Consider the following 15,977-nt stretch of genomic DNA (forward strand, 5'->3'; position numbering starts at 1 on the left):
TGTTGTTCAGCGCTGGGTGAACATTTGCACACTCTTGCACTGACACTTTGCACCATAGTCGGTTTTGATTGGCTATATGTCTCGCTACTATTTGTCAAGTGTCAAGTTATTGCTTGACATTATGCACACCCGGTGCTACCCTCAGCCCTAAGGGGGTGACGGACCATGCGGAAGACCCTATTTATAGCGGCAAGCGGGCTTTCAGGACTGGCGTTGGCGGAAGGGGTGGACGGGGCGGCCACGGCCTGGATGCTGGTTTCCACGGCCCTGGTGCTCCTCATGACCCCGGCTTTGGCCTTCTTCTACGGCGGCCTGGTGCGGAGCAAGAACGCCTTGAACACCATGATGATGAGCTTCGCCGCCTTGGGCTTCGTGGGGGTAGGCTGGGCCCTTCTCGGCTACAGCCTGGCGTTTGCCGAGGGTGGTCCCTGGCTGGGAGGCCTAGGCCACGCCCTTCTGAAGGGAGTGGGCCTCGAGGCCAAGGGGGAGATCCCCCACCTCCTCTTCATGGCCTTCCAGGGCACCTTTGCCATCATTACCGCCGCCCTCCTCACGGGGGGCATGGTGGAAAGGATGCGCTTTCCCGCCCTCCTTCTCTTCCTGAGCCTCTGGGGGCTATTGGTCTACGCTCCCCTGGCCCACTGGGTCTGGGGTGGAGGATTTTTGGGCACCTTAGGGGCCTTGGACTTCGCCGGGGGCACGGTGGTGCACATCAACGCCGGCATCGCCGCCCTGGTGGGGGCCCTGGTCCTGGGGGCCCGGAAGGACTACGGCCGCCAGGCCATCCTTCCCCATAACGTCCCCTTCGTACTCTTGGGGGCAGCCCTTCTTTGGTTCGGCTGGTTCGGGTTCAACGGGGGAAGCGCCCTGAGCTCCGGAGCCCTGGCCAGCCTGGCCTTTGTGAACACCCTCCTCGCCCCTGCGGCCACCCTCACCGCCTGGGCTCTTCTGGACCTCCTGCGCACCGGCAAGGTCACGGCGGTGGGCCTGGCCACGGCCATCGTGGTGGGCCTGGTGGCCATTACCCCGGCAGCGGGGTTCGTATCCCCCCTGTCCGCCCTGGTGCTGGGGGCGGTGAGCGCCCTCCCCAGCTACTTCTTCCTCCTTTGGCGGCCCAGGACCCGGCTGGATGATTCCCTGGATGTCTTCGGGGCCCACGGGATCGCCGGAATCACCGGCGCTCTCCTCACCGGCCTCCTGGCGGAGAAGGCCTGGAATGGGGTAGCCGACGGGCTTCTTTTCGGAAACCCCGCGCAGCTTGCCATCCAGGCCCTGGCGGTGGGGGTGGCGGTGGCCTACTCCGCCCTCGGCACCTTCCTCCTTCTGAAGCTGGTGGGTCTTTTCACTCCCTTGCGGGCCAGCCCCAAGGAGGAAGGCCTGGGCCTGGACGTGACCCAGCACGGGGAGGAAGCCTACGTGGAAGGCGAAGGGGCCATCCTGGTGCTTTCCGAGGCCAGCCCCCCTGCCCTCAAGCCTGCAGGAGGTAAGGCATGAAACTCATCGTGGCCATCATCCGGCCGGAGAAGCTCCAGGAGGTCCTCGAGGCCCTCTTCAGGGCGGAGGTGCGGGGGCTTTCCATCAGCAGGGTCCAGGGGCACGGAGGGGAAACGGAAAGGGTGGAAACCTACCGGGGCACCACGGTGAAGATGGCCCTGCACGAGAAGATCCGCCTGGAGATCGGGGTGTCCGAACCCTTCGTTCGGCCCACGGTGGAGGCCATCCTCAAGGCCGCCCGCACCGGGGAGGTGGGGGACGGAAAGATCTTCGTTTTGCCGGTGGAGAAGGTCTACCGGATCCGCACCGGGGAGGAGGACGAGGCCGCGGTAACCCCGGTACAATGAGGATGTGACGGCCAGGCAGCGGGCCCTTCTCCACCTCCTGGTGGAGGAATACATAAGGACCAAAACCCCGGTGCCCTCGGCGAGGCTCGCCGAGGGCCTGGGGCTTTCCCCTGCCCTGGCGCGCTATGAGCTCATCACCCTCGAGGAGATGGGCTACCTCTCCAAACCCCACGCCTCCGCCGGAAGGGTCCCCACCCGGCAGGCCTTCCGCCAGTACTCCCTTTCCCTCCTCCCCCCAAAACCCCTTCCCGAGGCCACCCAGGAGCGGCTCCAGCGGGCCCTGGAGGGAGCCAGGGAACCCGAGGCCTTCTTGGTGAAGATGGCCGTGGGGCTTTCTGGGTACCCTGCTCTTCTGCGCTTGAGGCCCAGGAACTCCCCCAAGGTGCTCCAGGTCCACCTCTCCCCCCTGCCGGAAGGAACCCTGGCGGTTTTCGTCCTGGAAGGGGGAAGGGTGAAGGAGGCCCGCCTTCCCCTCAGCCTTCCCACAGAGCGCCTAAGGAAGGCGGAAGAAGCCCTCTCCGGACCCTTTGCCGTCCTGCCCCCGGCTCCCAGGGGCCTGGAGGAGCTTTTCGCCCATCTCTCCCGGGCCCTTTCCGCAGGCCTTTCCCTCGTCTACCGCGAGGGGCTGGCCGAGGCCTTAAAGGAACCGGAGGCCAAGGATCCCGGCTTTCTGGAGCGCCTGGTGACCCTTTACGAAGCCGGAGGGGACGAGGCAGTCCTGACCCCTCCCGGCCGGGTGGACGTGCGGGTGGGGGAGGTGGAGGGCCTTTCCCAGGTGCAGGCGGGCTTCGCCCGGGGGGAGTGGCTGGGGGAGCTGGTGCTCCTGGGGCCCATGCGCATGCGCTACCTCGAGGCCCTCTCCGTGGCCTCGAGCCTCAGCCGGGTCTATACTGGGCAGCATGCGGGTTGAAGTGCGGCTCTTCGCCCTTTACCGGGAACAGGCGGGCACGGACCGCCTCTTCCTGGAGCTTCCCGAAGGAGCCCGGGTCCTGCACGCTAAAGAAGCCCTGGAGAAGCGTTTTCCCGGCCTAAGGCTGGAGGGCGGCATGGCAGCGGTAAACCAGGCCCTGGCCCAGGGGGAAACCCCCCTAAAGGAGGGGGACGAGGTGGCCTTTCTGCCCCCGGTCTCGGGAGGGCAGGACTCCTACGGCCTCACCCATGAACCTTTGGACCTTAAGGCCCTGGTGGACTGGGCCACCGCCCCCGAGTACGGGGCGGTGGTGAGCTTCCTGGGCACCACCCGAAGCCCCAACCGGGGGGAGGAGGTGGCCTTCTTGGAGTACGAGGCCTATCCCGGCATGGCGGAAAAGGTCATGGCGGAGATCATCGGGGAGATGCGCTCCCGCTGGCCCCTGGGCCGGGTGGCCCTCTGGCACCGCCTGGGCCGGGTGAACCCCGGGGAGGCCTCCATCGCCATCGTGGTTTCGGCCCGGCACCGCAAGGAGGCCTTCGCCGCCTGCCAGTACGCCATAGACCGGGTAAAGCAGATCCTCCCCGTCTGGAAGAAGGAGCACCGGCCGGATGGCAGCTTCTGGGTGGAGGGCTTCTCCCCGGAGGACCACCGCCTCTAGGGCCCCAAGCCATGGCCTCTTTTTCCTCTCTCCTGGGCCTCCTCCTCCTGGTCCTCTGGGCCTTACCCCTCCTTCTGGGCTTCCTCTCGGGCCGGGCCTACCGGCATGGGCGCACCAAGGTGGGCCTGGGCCTTCTCCTCTTCGGGGGCTTCCTGGGGCTCCTGGCCCGGCCCAGGCCCTTGGGGCTTCTTCTTCTCCTCCTGGGGCTAGGTCTGGGTTACGGGCGGCTACGCTGAAAAAACCCGGCGAAAGCCTTACAATAGGACGATGACCGAGCGGTCCTTGCGCCCGCTAACGGAAGAGGAATACCTGGCCCTGGAAGAGGCTAGCCCCGTGCGCCACGAGCTGGTAGGGGGCATCCCCTATGCCATGGCCGGGGCCAGCCTGGACCACAACCTCATCGTCACCAACCTGGTGGCCCTCTTAAAACCCTTGGCCCGGGCCCAAGGATGCCGGGTCTACAGCGAAACCGCCCGGCTTAAGGTTTCCGAGGATACCTTCTACTACCCAGATGTCATGGTGGTCTGCGGCCCCAAGGCCCATCCCCTCTACGAAACCGCCCCTTGCCTGGTGGTGGAGGTTCTCTCCCCCGGTACCGAGGCCCAGGACCGGCGGGAAAAGCTTTCGCATTACCTTAGGCTCCCCAGTCTCCAGGCCTATCTCCTCCTGGAGGGAGCCAGGCCGGGAGGCGTCCTTTACCGCAAAACCCCTTCGGGCTTTCGGGAGGAAAGGCTGGAGGAAACCCTTATCCTGACCTGCCCGGAGGGGACCTTGAAGCTTGAGGAAATCTACGAGGGCGTGGCATGAAACCCATCCTGGAACTCCTCCCCGAAGAGCTTCCCGGCGAGGGCTACCGCAAGGCCCAGATCGCCCACTGGCTCTACGCCCGGGGGGCCATGGACTTCTCCGAGATGACCGACCTGCCCAAGGGCCTCCGGGAAGCCCTAGCCGGGGAGTGGCGCATCTCCGAGTTCGCCCTGGTGGAGGCCTACCCGAGCCGGGATGGAAGCGTCAAGTACCTCTTCACCCTGCTGGACGGAAGGAAGACGGAAGCCGTCTACATGCCCTACGAGAACCGCAAGACCGTCTGCCTTTCCAGCATGGTGGGCTGCCCCGCGGGGTGCACCTTCTGCGCCACCGGGGCCTTGGGCTTTGGCCGCAACCTCACCGCGGCGGAGATCCTCTCCCAGCTCCTGGCCATCGCCCACCACCAGGGCATCTCCCCCAGGGATATCCGCAACGTGGTCCTCATGGGCATGGGGGAGCCCCTCCTGAACCTGGGCAACGTGCTTAAGGCCATCCGCACCATGCTCCATCCCAAGGGCCTGGCCATGAGCCCAAGGCGCATCACCCTCTCCACCGTGGGCATCCCCAAGGGCATCCACCGCCTGGCGGAGGAGGACCTTGGGGTGCGCCTCGCCCTTTCCCTCCATGCCCCCGACGACGAGACCCGCAGGAAGATCATCCCCACCGCTCACCGCTACTCCGTGGGGGAGATCCTCGAGGCGGTGCGCCACTACTACGCCAGGACCAAAAGGCGGGTCACCTTTGAGTACACCCTCCTGAAGGGTTTAAACGACCACCCCTGGCAGGCCCGGCTTCTCGCCAAGCTCCTTAAGGGCATAAGCGCCCACGTGAACCTGATTCCCTTTAACCCCTGGGAAGGTGCTCCCGTGGAAGGCACCCCTAAGGCGGGCATCCTGGCCTTCGCGGAGGAACTGAGGCGGCTCGGGATTCCCACCTCCATCCGCTTCAGCCGAGGGCAGGACGTAGGGGCAGCCTGCGGCCAGCTGGCCTTAAAGGCCCCCAAGGCCCTCACCTTCACACCGACTCTAGAAGGCGCCGGGCAATGACTAGCTTCAGGATCTCGCTGGTGCCCTCCCCGATGCGGGTCAGGCGGGCGTCGCGCCAGTAGCGCTCCACGGGGTAGTCCTTGATGTACCCGTACCCCCCCAGGATCTGGATGGCCTCGTCGCAGGCCTTCACCGCCACCTCGCTGGCGAAGAGCTTGGCCTGGGCGGCCTCGAGGGTATAGGGCCTTCCCCCATCCTTAAGCTCCGCCGCCTTCAGGTAAAGAAGCCTTGCCGCCTCCAGCTCCGTGGCCGCCTCCGCCAGCTTGAAGGAAACCCCCTGGTACTCGGCAATGGGCCTGCCGAAGGCCTCCCTTTGCTTGGCGTAACGCAGGGCGTAGTCCAAGGCCGCCCTTCCCAGGCCCACCGCCATGGCGGCGATGCCGATCCTGCCCCCATCCAGCACCTTGAGCACATCGTAAAACCCCTTGCCCCTCTCCCCTAAAAGGCTGTCCTCGGCCACGAAGAGGTCCTCGAGGACCAGCTGGGCGGTGTCGGAGGCGTTCAGGCCCAGCTTCTCCTCCTTGCGGCCGATACGGAGGCCCGTTTCCGGGCGGAAAAAGGCGAAGGCGGAGATGCCCAGGTGCTTCCTCTCTGGGCTTGGAGCCGGGTCGGTGCGGGCCACGATCACGTACACCCCGGCCACGCTCCCCTGGGTGATGAACTGCTTGGTGCCATTGAGCACATATCCCCCGGACACCGGCTCGGCCCGGGTTTTAAGGGCGGCGGCATCCGAACCCGACCCCGGCTCCGTAAGCCCCCAGGCCCCCAGGGCCTCCCCCGAGGCCAGCTTGGGCAGGAAGGTTTCCTTCTGCCTTTCATTCCCCGCAAGGAGGATGTGCCCCGTGGCCAAGGAGTTGTGGCTGGCCACGGTGAGGGCCAAGGCCCCGTCGTAATAAGCGATCTCCTCCACCATGCGGGCGAAAAGCCGGCTTGTAAGCCCCGCCCCGCCATAGGCCTCGGGCACCGTGGCCCCGAAGACGCCGAACTGGGCGAGCTTCCTCACCAGCTCAAAGGGAAAGGCCCCCGTGCGATCCCTCTCCGCCGCCCCCGGGGCCACCTCCGCCTTGAGAAACTCGCGGAAGGGCCCCAAGACCGCCCGCTCCTCCTGGCTTTCCTCAAACCAGAGCCCCATGTTGGGCATAGTATAACACTTTCTTGCGACATGGCAAAAATACGTTATCCCACAGGCCCCCGGGATCCCGGGGCATGGGGTAGTTTCAAGGGGGATGCTCCTCCTGGCTGGCCCCACGGATACCGGCAAGTCCACCCTGGCCTTAAGGCTTCTGGAAAAGGCCAAGGAAGCCTACCTCCTGGACCTGGACCCGGGGCAGGGAGCCCTGCCCGGGGCCTTCACCCTCTTCCACTACCGGGAAGGAACCCTCACCCCCCTACGCCGCTACCTTCTGGGGGCCCTGTCCCCCAGAGGGATGGAGGCGCAGGCGGTGGTGGGGGCCCTGCGCCTAGCCCGCCTCATCCCCAAAGGAAGCCCCGCCGTGGCCGACACGGATGGCTACCTGGACCCTGGGTTTCGGCTCTTACAGATCGAGGCCCTGGTGCCCGCCGAGGTGCTGGTCCTGGGGTGGGAGGAACTCTACCAGGCCCTTTCCTGGCGCAGGGACCTAAGGGCGCGCCTGGCCCCGCCCCTTCAGGGGGTCCGCAGGAAAACCCCGGCCGAGAGGCGGAAAAACCGCCTGGAAAGGCTTCTTGCCCACTTCCAGGAAGCCAGGCCCCGTCCCCTTCCCCTCGGTCACATGCCCGCATACCCTATGGAACCCCCCGAGCCCCAGCGGCTTTACGGGCTCCTGGACGGGGAAGGGTTCCTCCTGGGCTACGGACGGCTTCTGGCCTGGGCAGGGGACGAGGGACTTTTCCTCACCCCCGTGGGGGAGGAGGTGGCCAGGGTGGTACCCACCCGGCTTCTTTTCCCTATCCCCGCACTACCAGGTTGAGGATCTTGCCGGGGACGTAGATTTCCTTCACGATGGCCTTGCCCTCCACATGGGCCTGAACGTTTCTCACCTTGAGGGCCTCGGCCCTGGCCACCTCCAGGGGGGCGTCCTTGGGAATCCGGATGGTTCCCCGCACCCTCCCGTTCACCTGCACCGCCACCTCCACCACATCCTTTTCCAAGGCCTTTTCGTCCAATTCGGGCCAGCCGGCTTCAAAGAGGCTATCCCGCCAGAACCAGTGCCAAAGTTCCTCCGCGATGTGGGGGGCAAAGGGGAAAAGCATCTGCAGGTAGTAGCGGATGGCGGTGCGGTAGACGGGGGTCACGGGCCGCACCTTGCGGTACTCGTAGAGGGCGTTCAAGAGCTCCATCAGGGCGGCGATGGCGGTGTTGAAGCGCAGGGCCTCGAGGTCCTCCGTGACCTTCTTGAGGGTGGCGTGGAGCTTCTGGTAAAGCTCCCGGTCCGGACCCTCCAGGCTCTCGGCGACAAACTGGCCCGAGGTGGCCAAAAGGGCCTCCCGGTCCTCCGCCACCCGGCGCCATATGCGGTTCAGGAAGCGCCAGGCCCCCTGCACCCCCTCCTCGGTCCAGACCATCTCGTTTTCGGGGGGTGCGGCGAAGAGGATGGTGATGCGGGCGATGTCCGCCCCCTCCTCCTTCACAAAGGGCCCCACCATGACCCCGTTGCCCTTGGACTTGCTCATCACCGCGGGCTTCCAGAAGTGAAGGGTGCCGTCCTCGTGGGGCCTGAGCTCCGCCCCCATCTTCCGCACCTCCTCCAGGGAAAGCTCCCTCTCGGGGATCTCCAGCCGGATCCTCGTAGGCTCGGGAAGCCGCACCCTCTCCCCCTCTACCTCCACCGGCCCAAAGTCCGTCCAGGCCAGGACCATACCCTGGGTGAAAAGCCCCTGGAAGGGTTCCTCCACCTTCACCATCCCCAGGTCGTGGAAGAACTTGGTAAAGAAGCGGCTGTAGAGGAGGTGAAGCACGGCGTGCTCCACCCCGCCGATGTACTGGTCCACCGGCATCCAGAAGTCGGCCTTCTCGGGGGCAAAGGGAAGCCGATCGTTTTTGGGGTCGGTGTAACGCAGGTAGTACCAGCTGGAGTCCACGAAGGTGTCCATGGTGTCGGTGTCCCGCTTGGCGGGGCCACCGCATTTGGGGCAGGTGGTCTCGTAGAACTCGGGGTGGGCCTCCAGGGGGCTTTTCCCCTTGGGCCGGATGTCCTCTATGTCCCTGAGGTCGGGGAGGACCACGGGCAGGTCCTCGTAGGGCACGGGCACCACCCCGCACCGGGGGCAGTGGATCATGGGGATGGGCGTACCCCAGTAGCGCTGGCGGCTGATGAGCCAGTCCCTAAGGCGGTAAGTGACCCTGGCCCGCCCCAGGCCCCTCTCCTCCAGCCAGGCCACCACCTTCTTCTTGCCCTCCTCGCTGGGGGTGCCGTCAAAGGGCCCCGAGTTCACCATGATGCCGGGCTCCTCGTAGGCGGCCTCCAGGGGCTCGGGCAAGGGCTCACCCGGGCGCTCAATCACCTTCCTTATGGGAAGGCCGAACTTCTGGGCGAACTCAAAGTCCCTCTGGTCGTGCCCGGGCACCCCCATGATGGCCCCGGTGCCGTAGCCGTAAAGCACGTAATCCGCAGTCCAGATGGGGATTTTCTCCCCGGTGGCGGGGTTGATGGCGTAGGCCCCGAGAAAAACCCCCGTCTTCTCCCGGCCTTCCGCCTGGCGCTCGATCTCCGTCTTGCGCTTGGCAGCCTCCACATAGGCCTCCACCTCAGCCCGCCTTTCGGGAGAGGCAAGCCTTAAGGTGAGGGGGTGCTCCGGGGCCAGGACCATGAAGGTGGCTCCAAAAAGGGTGTCGGGCCGGGTGGTGAAGACGGTGATGGCCTCTTTAAGGCCCTCCACGGGGAACTCGATCTCCGCCCCCTCCGACCGGCCGATCCAGGCCCGCTGCATGGCCTTCACCTTTTCCGGCCAGTCCAGGCCCTCGAGGTCCTCAAGAAGCCTTTCCGCATAGGCGGTGATGCGCAGGTACCACTGCTCCAGCTCCCGCTTCTCCACCGGGGTGTCCTCGTGCCGCCAGCAGCGGCCCTCCACCACCTGCTCGTTGGCCAAGACCGTCTGGCACTTGGGGCACCAGTTCACCAGGCCCTTGGCCCGGTAGGCCAGGCCCTTTTCCCACATCTTCAGGAAGATCCACTGGTTGAAGCGGTAGTAGTCGGGCTCGCAGGTGGTCACCTCGCGGTCCCAGTCGTAGAGGATGCCCATGAGCTCGAGGCTCTCCTTGGCCTGGCGGATGTTCTCGTAGGTCCAGTCCCTGGGGTGGAGGCCGAACTTCAAAGCGGCGTTTTCCGCGGGCAGGCCAAAGGCATCCCAGCCCATGGGGTGGAGGACCTCATACCCCTGCACCTTGCGGAAGCGGGCCAGGACGTCCCCCATGGTGTAGTTCTTCAGGTGGCCCATGTGCAGGTCCCCGGAGGGATAGGGGAACATGACCAGCACGTACTGCTTCCCCTTCCTTCCCGGGACCTCCTTGGCCTTCATGAAGCCCTTTTCCTTCCAGAAGCGTTGCCACTTGGGCTCTATGGCGTGCGGGTTGTACTTCTCCATGCGCTCCTCCCTCAAAAAAACCCTTCCCCCAAGGGGAAGGGACGGCCAAGCCCCTTCCCGCCTTAGGGGATTAGCCTGGCCGGACTCATGGGAACATGATACTGCAACCCGGCAAAAAAGCGTGGGGCGCCCTAGTCCTCCATCGCCCTCGCCACCACCGCCCCCAGGAGGAAGACCCAAAGCACGAGATATAGGCCGAGTAGCGCCAGGACAAACCCCGCCAGGGGTCCGTAGAGGAGCTCGTACTGGGAGCGGGGAAGGAGCTTGGGAAGTCCAAGCCGCACCCCCTCGAAGAGAAGGGCTGCCACCCCTGCCCCCACGCTCAAGGGCACCAGGTGGCGAAACCCTTTAAGGCCGCGGAAAAAGGCGTAGGTGAAAAGAAAGAGCAAAAAGGCCAGGAATAGGGGTAAAAAAGCCTCCAGGGGCCCCAAGGCCCCCCGCCACTCCGGGGGGAGGAAGCGGAGGAGAAACCCCAGGGCCAGGCCCAAAAGGGCCAGGAGGATGAGGGCCAGGCCCAAGACCATCGACATGAGGAGGCCCAAAAGGCGGTGGCGAAAACCCAGGGGGCGGCCAAAGATGAGCCCCAGGGCGTAGCTCAGGGCGGCGAAGAAATTGCTTCCCGACCAAAGGAGGAAGAGGGCGCTCACCAGGGTGAGGGGGAAAGCCCCCCGGGTGAGGAAGCGGAGTAGGTCCTGAGCCAGCTCAGGCCGGGCCGGGAAAAGACCCTCGGCCAAGGCCTTCACTCCCCCCAAAAAACCCTCTCTCAGGGCCTCGCTTCCCGAGAGGAAAAGGCCAAAGACCCCCACCAGGAGAAAGAGAAGGGGCATGAGGGAAAGAAGAGCGTAGTAGGCTAGGGCAGCAGCGAAGAAGGGCACGTGGGCCTGGGTGTAAAGGCGAAAGGCCTTCCGTAGCACGCCTGAAGCGCTACTCCCGCTCATGCCCTTCCCCCAGGGCCACCCATTTGGTGGTGGTGAGCTCCATGGGCCCCATGGGGCCGTAGGCGTGGAGCTTGGAGGTGCTGATGCCGATCTCCGCCCCCAGGCCCAGCTGGAAACCATCGTTGAAGCGGGTGGAGGCATTCCAGAGGACCAAACTGGCGTCCACCTCCTCCAGAAACCGCCAGGCCGCATGGGGGTCTTCCGTACAGATGGCCTCGGTGTGCCGGGAGCCATAGCGGGCGATATGGACCAAGGCATCCTCCAAACCTGAGACCACCTTCACCCTTAGGATTAGGTCCAAATACTCCTGGTCCCACTCCTCCTCCCGGGCGGGCACCGCTTCCTTCAGGAGGGGAAGGGCTTTGGGGCAGGCCCTGAGCTCCACACCCCTTTCCCGCATGGCCTTTTCCAGCATGGGAAGAAAGACCTCGGCCACCCTCTCGTGCACCAGGACGGCCTCGAGGGCATTGCACACGGCAGGCCGCTGGGTCTTGCCGTTAATGGCCAGGCGGAGAGCCATATCCAGGTCCGCCCTCTCGTCCACGTAGAGGTGATTCACCCCCTTGGCGTGGGCCAGGACCGGCACCCGGGCCTCCCGTTGCACCAGACGGATGAGCTCCTCCCCACCCCGGGGGATGAGGAGGTCCAATAGCTCCAGGCGGCACATGGCCAGGATGGCCTCTCGCTCGGTGGTGGGCACCAGGCTCACCGCCTCCACAGGAAGCCCGGCCTCCCCCAAGGCCCGGTGCCACAGGGAAACCAGGGCCTGGTTGGAGCGGAAAGCCTCCTTCCCTCCCCTGAGGAGCATGGCGTTTCCCGCCTTCAAGGCCACGGAAACCGCCTCCACCGTGGCCCCGGGCCGGGCCTCGTAGATGAAGCCGATGAGGCCCAAGGGGATCCGCATCCTTCCCACCCTAAGGCCGTTTGGCCTCTTGCTAAGCCCCTCGATCCTCCCCAAGGGATCCGGGAGAGCGGCAATCTGACGAAGACCCTCGGCGAGGCTCCTAAGGTCCTTGTCCTTGAGGGCCAGGCGGTCCAGCTTGGCCCGGGATAGCCCCGCCTCCTCCGCCTCCTTGAGGTCCTCTTGGTTGGCCTTTAGCACCTCCGGCCAGGCTTCCTCCAAAAGGCGGGCCATGGCCAGCAGAGCCCCGTCCCGGTTCCCCTTGGCGATCTCGGGAAGCCGGGCCCTGGCTCCTTCCGCCAGTTCTCTCAGCGTTTTCTCAAGATGTTCCCTTTGGGAAGCAGCTAACTCCCCCATGCCTCCTCCTTCAACGCCAGGTGGTCCCGGTGGACCACCTCCTCCGTGTAGCGATAGCCCAGTAAAGCCTCGATCTCGGCGCTTTTGTGCCCCTTGATGCGCTCAATCTCCTCGGCGGCGTAGTTGGCCAGGCCCACCCCCACCTCTTCCCCTGCCTCGGTGAGGAGGCGCACCGCCTCTCCCCGACCGAACCGCCCCCGCACCGCCTTGATACCGGCAGGCAAGAGGCTTGCCCCCTTCTCCCTTAGAGCCCTCACCGCCCCGGCGTCCAGCACCAGCTCCCCCTTGGGCCGAAGGAGGCTGTAAAGCCAGGCCCTTTGGCCCCGGTACCGCCTTCTGGCGTGGAAGTACGTACCCAAGGGAGCTCCTGCCAGAGCCTCGAGGATCACCCCGGGCCTTCTTCCCGGGAGAAGGAGGGTGGGTATCCCCACCCTTCCGGCGATGCGGGCGGCAAGGAGCTTGGAGCGCATCCCCCCGCTTCCCAGGGGATTTCCCTCCCCAGCATGGGCCAGCACGGCCTCCACCCGCTCCACTTCCGGGATGGGGCGGGCGCTGGGGTTCTTCTTGGGGTCATCCTCATAAAGGGCGTCCACGTCGGAAAGGAGGAGCAAAAGCCCCGCCTCCACCAGGGCCGCCACCCGGGCGGAAAGCTGGTCGTTGTCCCCGAAGCGGATCTCCTGGAAGGCCACCGTATCGTTCTCGTTGATGATGGGAACCGCCTTCAGGCGCAAAAGGGCCTGCAGGGTGGCCTTGGCGTTCAGGTAGCGCCCGCGGCTCGCCAGATCCTCGGCGGTGAGGAGCACCTGGGCCACCGGGGTAGGGGTGAAGGCTTCCCGCCAATAGGCCATGAGAAGAGGCTGGCCGATGGCGGCCAGGGCCTGCTTGGTGGGCATGTCCTGGGGGCGGGGCAGGCCCAAGGCCGCCATCCCCGCCGCCACCGCCCCCGAGGAAACCAGAACCACCTCCCGCCCCTCCTGGCGCAGGGCCAGGACCTGGCGGGCAATCTCCTGCATCACCCCCTGCTCTAACCCTTGGGGCCCCGCCAACACGGCGCTTCCCACCTTGAGGACCAGCCGCTTGGCCTCGAGTCCCGGCCGCATTAAGGCCCAGGATAGCATCCCCCACGCAGCCGCGGATGGCGCCCGCACCACCCTGAGCCTCTGACGCTGAGCAGGGGAAGCGCGGTTTGCCCCGGAGGATCCGGTTCCTGGAGGTACCTTTGGAATCCAGCCTTCCAACGGACCAACGGACTAAACGTTTCAATCCTCAGCTTTCCCTGCTACGAAGCGTCCCTGGCGAAAGGCCACCTTTCCCTCCCGCCTGAGCCGCACCAGGAGGGCGAAAAGGGTGGCCTTCCTGAGCCCGGGGCGGAGGGATTGAAGCTGGGTGTGGAGGTCCTTTAGTTGTTTCCCTGGCGGGAAAGCAGCGAGGGTCCTGGGCTCCCGAAGAAGATGGAGAAGATAAGCTTCCAGACGCTTATCCCGCACCAACCCCATTATTGACAAGGGGGGCTTTCCCATGCTACCTTGAAGGTCGGCTTGGGCCCGTAGCTCAGTTGGATAGAGCGGCTGACTACGGATCAGCAGGTCAGGGGTTCGAATCCTCTCGGGCCCGCCAAAACCCCCGGGGAAACCCGGGGAATGTTTTTTTCGGTCAGGCCCTACAATGGGGCCATGAAGATCTACACCAAGACCGGGGACGCAGGGGAGACTGGCCTCTATGGGGCCGAGCGGGTGGCAAAGGCCCATCCCAGGGTGGAGGCTTACGGCACCGTGGACGAGGCCAACAGCGCCATCGGCCTCGCCCGAAGCCTCCTCCCAAAGGGGCACCCGGACCTCCACGAGCTTCTGGAGAGGGTGCAAAACGCCCTCTTTGACCTGGGGGCCGACCTGGCCACCCGCATGGGGAGCCCTTACGAGAAGAACATCGCCCGCATGGACGCCGAGGACGTGGAGGGCCTGGAGAAGGCCATTGACCGCTACCAGGAGGAAAGCCCTCCCTTCCGGGGCTTCGTCCTCCCCGGAGGGCACCCGGCGGCAGCCGCCCTCCACCTTGCCCGCACCGTGGTGCGCCGGGCGGAGCGCAAGGTGGTGGCCCTAAGCCGGGAGGAGCCGGTGAACCCGGAGGTTATCCGCTACCTGAACCGCCTTTCCGACCTCCTCTTCGTCTTAGCCCGGGTGGTGAACGCCCGGGAGGGAGTGCGGGAGGAGGAGTGGCTGGTGAAGAAAAGGCGTTAGGGCCAGGGCTTGCCGTAGACCCGGACCTCGGCCTGGGGAAAGGCAGTTTCTAAAAGGTCCTTTAAAAACTGGGTGGCGCTGGGCAGAAGCCCTCCGCAAGGACCCTCCATGTAAAGAAAAAGGTAGCGGGGCCTTCTCGGGGACTGGGAAAAGCCCAAGCAACCCTCGTACTCCGGGAAGTACTCGTAAAAGAGCTCCAAGAGGTCCTGCACCAGGTCTTTGGCCTCGGGCAGGGCCTCAATGGAGCTTTGCGGCTTGACCCAGAAGGTCATGGCCTTCATGCAACTCCATTATGGCCCTTGACCTGGACAGGGTAGCGTGATATCAAATAGATATATGATTGAAGTCGCCAACCTTAGCAAAGAATACGGCCAACGCCGGGCGGTGCAGGACCTAACCTTCCAGGTGTCCCCCGGGGAGGTCTATGCCCTACTGGGCCCCAACGGGGCAGGAAAGACCACCACCTTGCGCATCCTCTCCACCCTCATTCGGCCCACGAAGGGCAGGGCCAAGGTGGCTGGATTTGACGTGGCCCGAGAGCCCCTAGAGGTGCGGCGGCGCCTGGGCTTAGTAAACGGGGGCATGCGGGTTTACGACCGCCTTACCGGGCGGGAGGTCCTGCGGTTTTTCGCCGGGTTTTACGGCCTCGAGGGGCAGGCCTTCCAGGAGGCCCTGGACTGGGTAACAGGTCTTTTGCAAATGGAAGAGACCCTGGACCGAAGGGTCCTGGAGATGTCCACCGGCATGCGCCAGAAGGTGGTCATCGCCCGCGCCATCCTCCACCGCCCCCCCGTTCTCCTACTGGACGAGGCCACGGCGGGGCTGGACGTGTTCGCCCGAAGAGCTCTTTTGAACTTCGTCAAGGCCTACCGCCAGCTGGGCAACGCCATCATCTACTCCACCCACGTGATGAGCGAGGCGGAGGAGGTGGCGGACCGGGTGAGCTTTTTGCACCAGGGCCGGCTGGTCTATGAGGGAAGCAAGGAGGAAGCCCTGGCCCTGGGGGAGGGAAGCCTAGAGGAAGCGTTCGTGCGCAGGGTGAAGGAGGCCGCATGAGGGATATCTACCGCATCTTCTGGAAGGAGCTGGTACAGGTCTTCCGCGATCGCAAGCTGGTCTTCTCCACCCTGATCCTTCCTGTGCTGCTCATGCCCATTTTCATGTTCGGGCCCAGCCTGGTCCTCCAAAGGCTCCTGCAGGGCGCCCAGGAGAGGAAGCAGGAGGTGGCGGTCCTGAACCTGCCCGAAGAAGCCCTCCGCGCCCTGGAGCAGGCCGGACTCTCCCCCAAAGCCCACCCCGACCCCGAGGGAGCCGTGCGGGAGGGGAAGTATCCCGTGGGCGTCCGCTACGAGCAGGGGGTGTACCGGGTCTATGGCCGCCTGGCAGGGGGGCTCACGGAGGGGCAGGTGGCGGTGAGCAAGGTGCAAGGGGCCCTGCAAGCCCTTAAGCAGGGCTTTACCCAAAACTCCTTCCTCGCCCTCCCTTAGCCTGCTTCAAGAGTTCTTGGGTGACTTCATAGTTGAGCAGGCGAACCAGGCCCCTCAGGAGCAGGTACGGACCATCCCTCTCGCTGGGCAGCCCCAGCTTGCCCCCGAGCTGCAAAAGAAACCCCTTGAACGGATCCCCCAACCGCTCAACTTCCCAAAGGAACACCGCCAGCCCCAGCAAAACCGCCACCACCTTCCGGATCCGGGCAAGCCCCCGCACCTGGAAGGT

Annotated in this window: 18 protein-coding genes, 1 tRNA gene and 1 pseudogene; 12 read left to right on the forward strand and 8 right to left on the reverse strand. The window is 65.2% G+C overall.

Annotated features, from left to right (window positions below; all coding sequences use genetic code 11):
• The first annotated feature begins 165 nt into the window (after positions 1 to 165).
• Genes F604_RS0108395 through rlmN form a run of 7 tightly spaced genes read left to right on the forward strand, consistent with a single transcriptional unit; the run spans position 166 to position 5,265 of the window.
• On the forward strand, positions 166 to 1,494 hold the full coding sequence (locus F604_RS0108395; protein ID WP_019551267.1) for an ammonium transporter: 1,329 nt from the start codon (positions 166 to 168) through the stop codon (positions 1,492 to 1,494).
• Complete coding sequence (locus tag F604_RS0108400) at positions 1,491 to 1,841, forward strand: P-II family nitrogen regulator (RefSeq protein WP_019551268.1); 351 nt, start codon at positions 1,491 to 1,493, stop codon at positions 1,839 to 1,841. The genes F604_RS0108395 and F604_RS0108400 overlap by 4 nt, the downstream gene beginning before the upstream one ends.
• A gap of 4 nt (positions 1,842 to 1,845) precedes the next feature.
• Complete coding sequence (locus F604_RS0108405; protein WP_019551269.1) at positions 1,846 to 2,751, forward strand: HrcA family transcriptional regulator; 906 nt, start codon at positions 1,846 to 1,848, stop codon at positions 2,749 to 2,751.
• Positions 2,741 to 3,412: a molybdenum cofactor biosynthesis protein gene (locus F604_RS0108410; RefSeq protein WP_019551270.1), complete on the forward strand. Its 672-nt coding sequence runs from the start codon at positions 2,741 to 2,743 to the stop codon at positions 3,410 to 3,412. Before F604_RS0108405 ends, F604_RS0108410 begins: the two co-directional genes overlap by 11 nt.
• 11 nt (positions 3,413 to 3,423) lie before the next feature.
• Complete coding sequence (locus F604_RS0108415) at positions 3,424 to 3,648, forward strand: hypothetical protein (RefSeq protein WP_019551271.1); 225 nt, start codon at positions 3,424 to 3,426, stop codon at positions 3,646 to 3,648.
• Positions 3,649 to 3,679: 31 nt separating this feature from the next.
• Complete coding sequence (locus F604_RS0108420; protein WP_019551272.1) at positions 3,680 to 4,219, forward strand: Uma2 family endonuclease; 540 nt, start codon at positions 3,680 to 3,682, stop codon at positions 4,217 to 4,219.
• On the forward strand, positions 4,216 to 5,265 hold the full coding sequence (rlmN, locus tag F604_RS0108425) for a dual-specificity RNA methyltransferase RlmN (protein ID WP_019551273.1): 1,050 nt from the start codon (positions 4,216 to 4,218) through the stop codon (positions 5,263 to 5,265). The genes F604_RS0108420 and rlmN overlap by 4 nt, the downstream gene beginning before the upstream one ends.
• On the opposite strand, the gene F604_RS0108430 is transcribed toward rlmN, so the two are convergent.
• Positions 5,234 to 6,397 (reverse strand): acyl-CoA dehydrogenase family protein, encoded by a 1,164-nt coding sequence (locus tag F604_RS0108430; protein WP_026329079.1) that lies wholly within the window; start codon positions 6,395 to 6,397, stop codon positions 5,234 to 5,236. The genes rlmN and F604_RS0108430 overlap by 32 nt on opposite strands.
• A gap of 94 nt (positions 6,398 to 6,491) precedes the next feature.
• On the opposite strand from F604_RS0108430, the gene F604_RS0108435 reads away from it, so the two are divergent.
• A complete protein-coding gene (locus F604_RS0108435; protein WP_019551274.1) occupies positions 6,492 to 7,214 on the forward strand; it encodes a Clp1/GlmU family protein in 723 nt (240 codons plus the stop codon).
• On the opposite strand, the gene leuS is transcribed toward F604_RS0108435, so the two are convergent.
• The 5 genes from leuS to F604_RS0108460 form a co-directional block, all read right to left on the reverse strand.
• On the reverse strand, positions 7,192 to 9,828 hold the full coding sequence (gene leuS, locus F604_RS0108440; RefSeq protein ID WP_026329080.1) for a leucine--tRNA ligase: 2,637 nt from the start codon (positions 9,826 to 9,828) through the stop codon (positions 7,192 to 7,194). The two genes, F604_RS0108435 and leuS, sit on opposite strands and share 23 nt — an antisense overlap.
• Positions 9,829 to 9,959: 131 nt before the next feature.
• Entirely contained in the window at positions 9,960 to 10,766 is an 807-nt protein-coding gene (locus tag F604_RS0108445; protein WP_081624243.1) for a YhjD/YihY/BrkB family envelope integrity protein, read from the reverse strand.
• On the reverse strand, positions 10,753 to 12,024 hold the full coding sequence (locus tag F604_RS0108450) for a glutamate-5-semialdehyde dehydrogenase (protein WP_019551277.1): 1,272 nt from the start codon (positions 12,022 to 12,024) through the stop codon (positions 10,753 to 10,755). Before F604_RS0108450 ends, F604_RS0108445 begins: the two co-directional genes overlap by 14 nt.
• Positions 12,012 to 13,124 (reverse strand): glutamate 5-kinase, encoded by a 1,113-nt coding sequence (proB, locus tag F604_RS0108455; RefSeq protein ID WP_026329082.1) that lies wholly within the window; start codon positions 13,122 to 13,124, stop codon positions 12,012 to 12,014. Before proB ends, F604_RS0108450 begins: the two co-directional genes overlap by 13 nt.
• A gap of 159 nt (positions 13,125 to 13,283) precedes the next feature.
• Positions 13,284 to 13,511: a hypothetical protein gene (locus tag F604_RS0108460; protein ID WP_126248438.1), complete on the reverse strand. Its 228-nt coding sequence runs from the start codon at positions 13,509 to 13,511 to the stop codon at positions 13,284 to 13,286.
• A gap of 53 nt (positions 13,512 to 13,564) precedes the next feature.
• Here F604_RS0108460 and F604_RS0108465 point away from each other — a divergent pair.
• Positions 13,565 to 13,641: transfer RNA gene (locus tag F604_RS0108465), tRNA-Arg, on the forward strand.
• A 56-nt stretch (positions 13,642 to 13,697) separates the two neighbouring features.
• Positions 13,698 to 14,261: a cob(I)yrinic acid a,c-diamide adenosyltransferase gene (locus tag F604_RS0108470; RefSeq protein WP_026329084.1), complete on the forward strand. Its 564-nt coding sequence runs from the start codon at positions 13,698 to 13,700 to the stop codon at positions 14,259 to 14,261.
• Here F604_RS0108470 and F604_RS0108475 read toward each other — a convergent pair.
• The gene (locus F604_RS0108475; protein WP_015718332.1) at positions 14,258 to 14,542 is read right to left on the reverse strand and encodes a hypothetical protein; all 285 of its coding nucleotides are present in this window, start codon (positions 14,540 to 14,542) and stop codon (positions 14,258 to 14,260) included. The two genes, F604_RS0108470 and F604_RS0108475, sit on opposite strands and share 4 nt — an antisense overlap.
• 55 nt (positions 14,543 to 14,597) lie before the next feature.
• Between F604_RS0108475 and F604_RS0108480 the strand changes: the two genes are divergently transcribed.
• Positions 14,598 to 15,317: an ATP-binding cassette domain-containing protein gene (locus F604_RS0108480; protein ID WP_019551279.1), complete on the forward strand. Its 720-nt coding sequence runs from the start codon at positions 14,598 to 14,600 to the stop codon at positions 15,315 to 15,317.
• Positions 15,314 to 15,712 (forward strand): annotated as a pseudogene (locus F604_RS0108485) (ABC transporter permease); the annotation flags it as partial. The gene F604_RS0108480 and the pseudogene F604_RS0108485, both read left to right, overlap by 4 nt.
• A 4-nt stretch (positions 15,713 to 15,716) precedes the next feature.
• Here F604_RS0108485 and F604_RS13115 read toward each other — a convergent pair.
• Positions 15,717 to 15,977 (reverse strand): hypothetical protein (locus F604_RS13115; protein WP_019551281.1); only part of this gene is annotated, 261 nt, incomplete at its 5' end.

Origin of the sequence: Thermus scotoductus DSM 8553 (genome assembly GCF_000381045.1) — a bacterium.
GTDB classification, from domain to species: Bacteria; Deinococcota; Deinococci; order Deinococcales; family Thermaceae; genus Thermus; species Thermus scotoductus.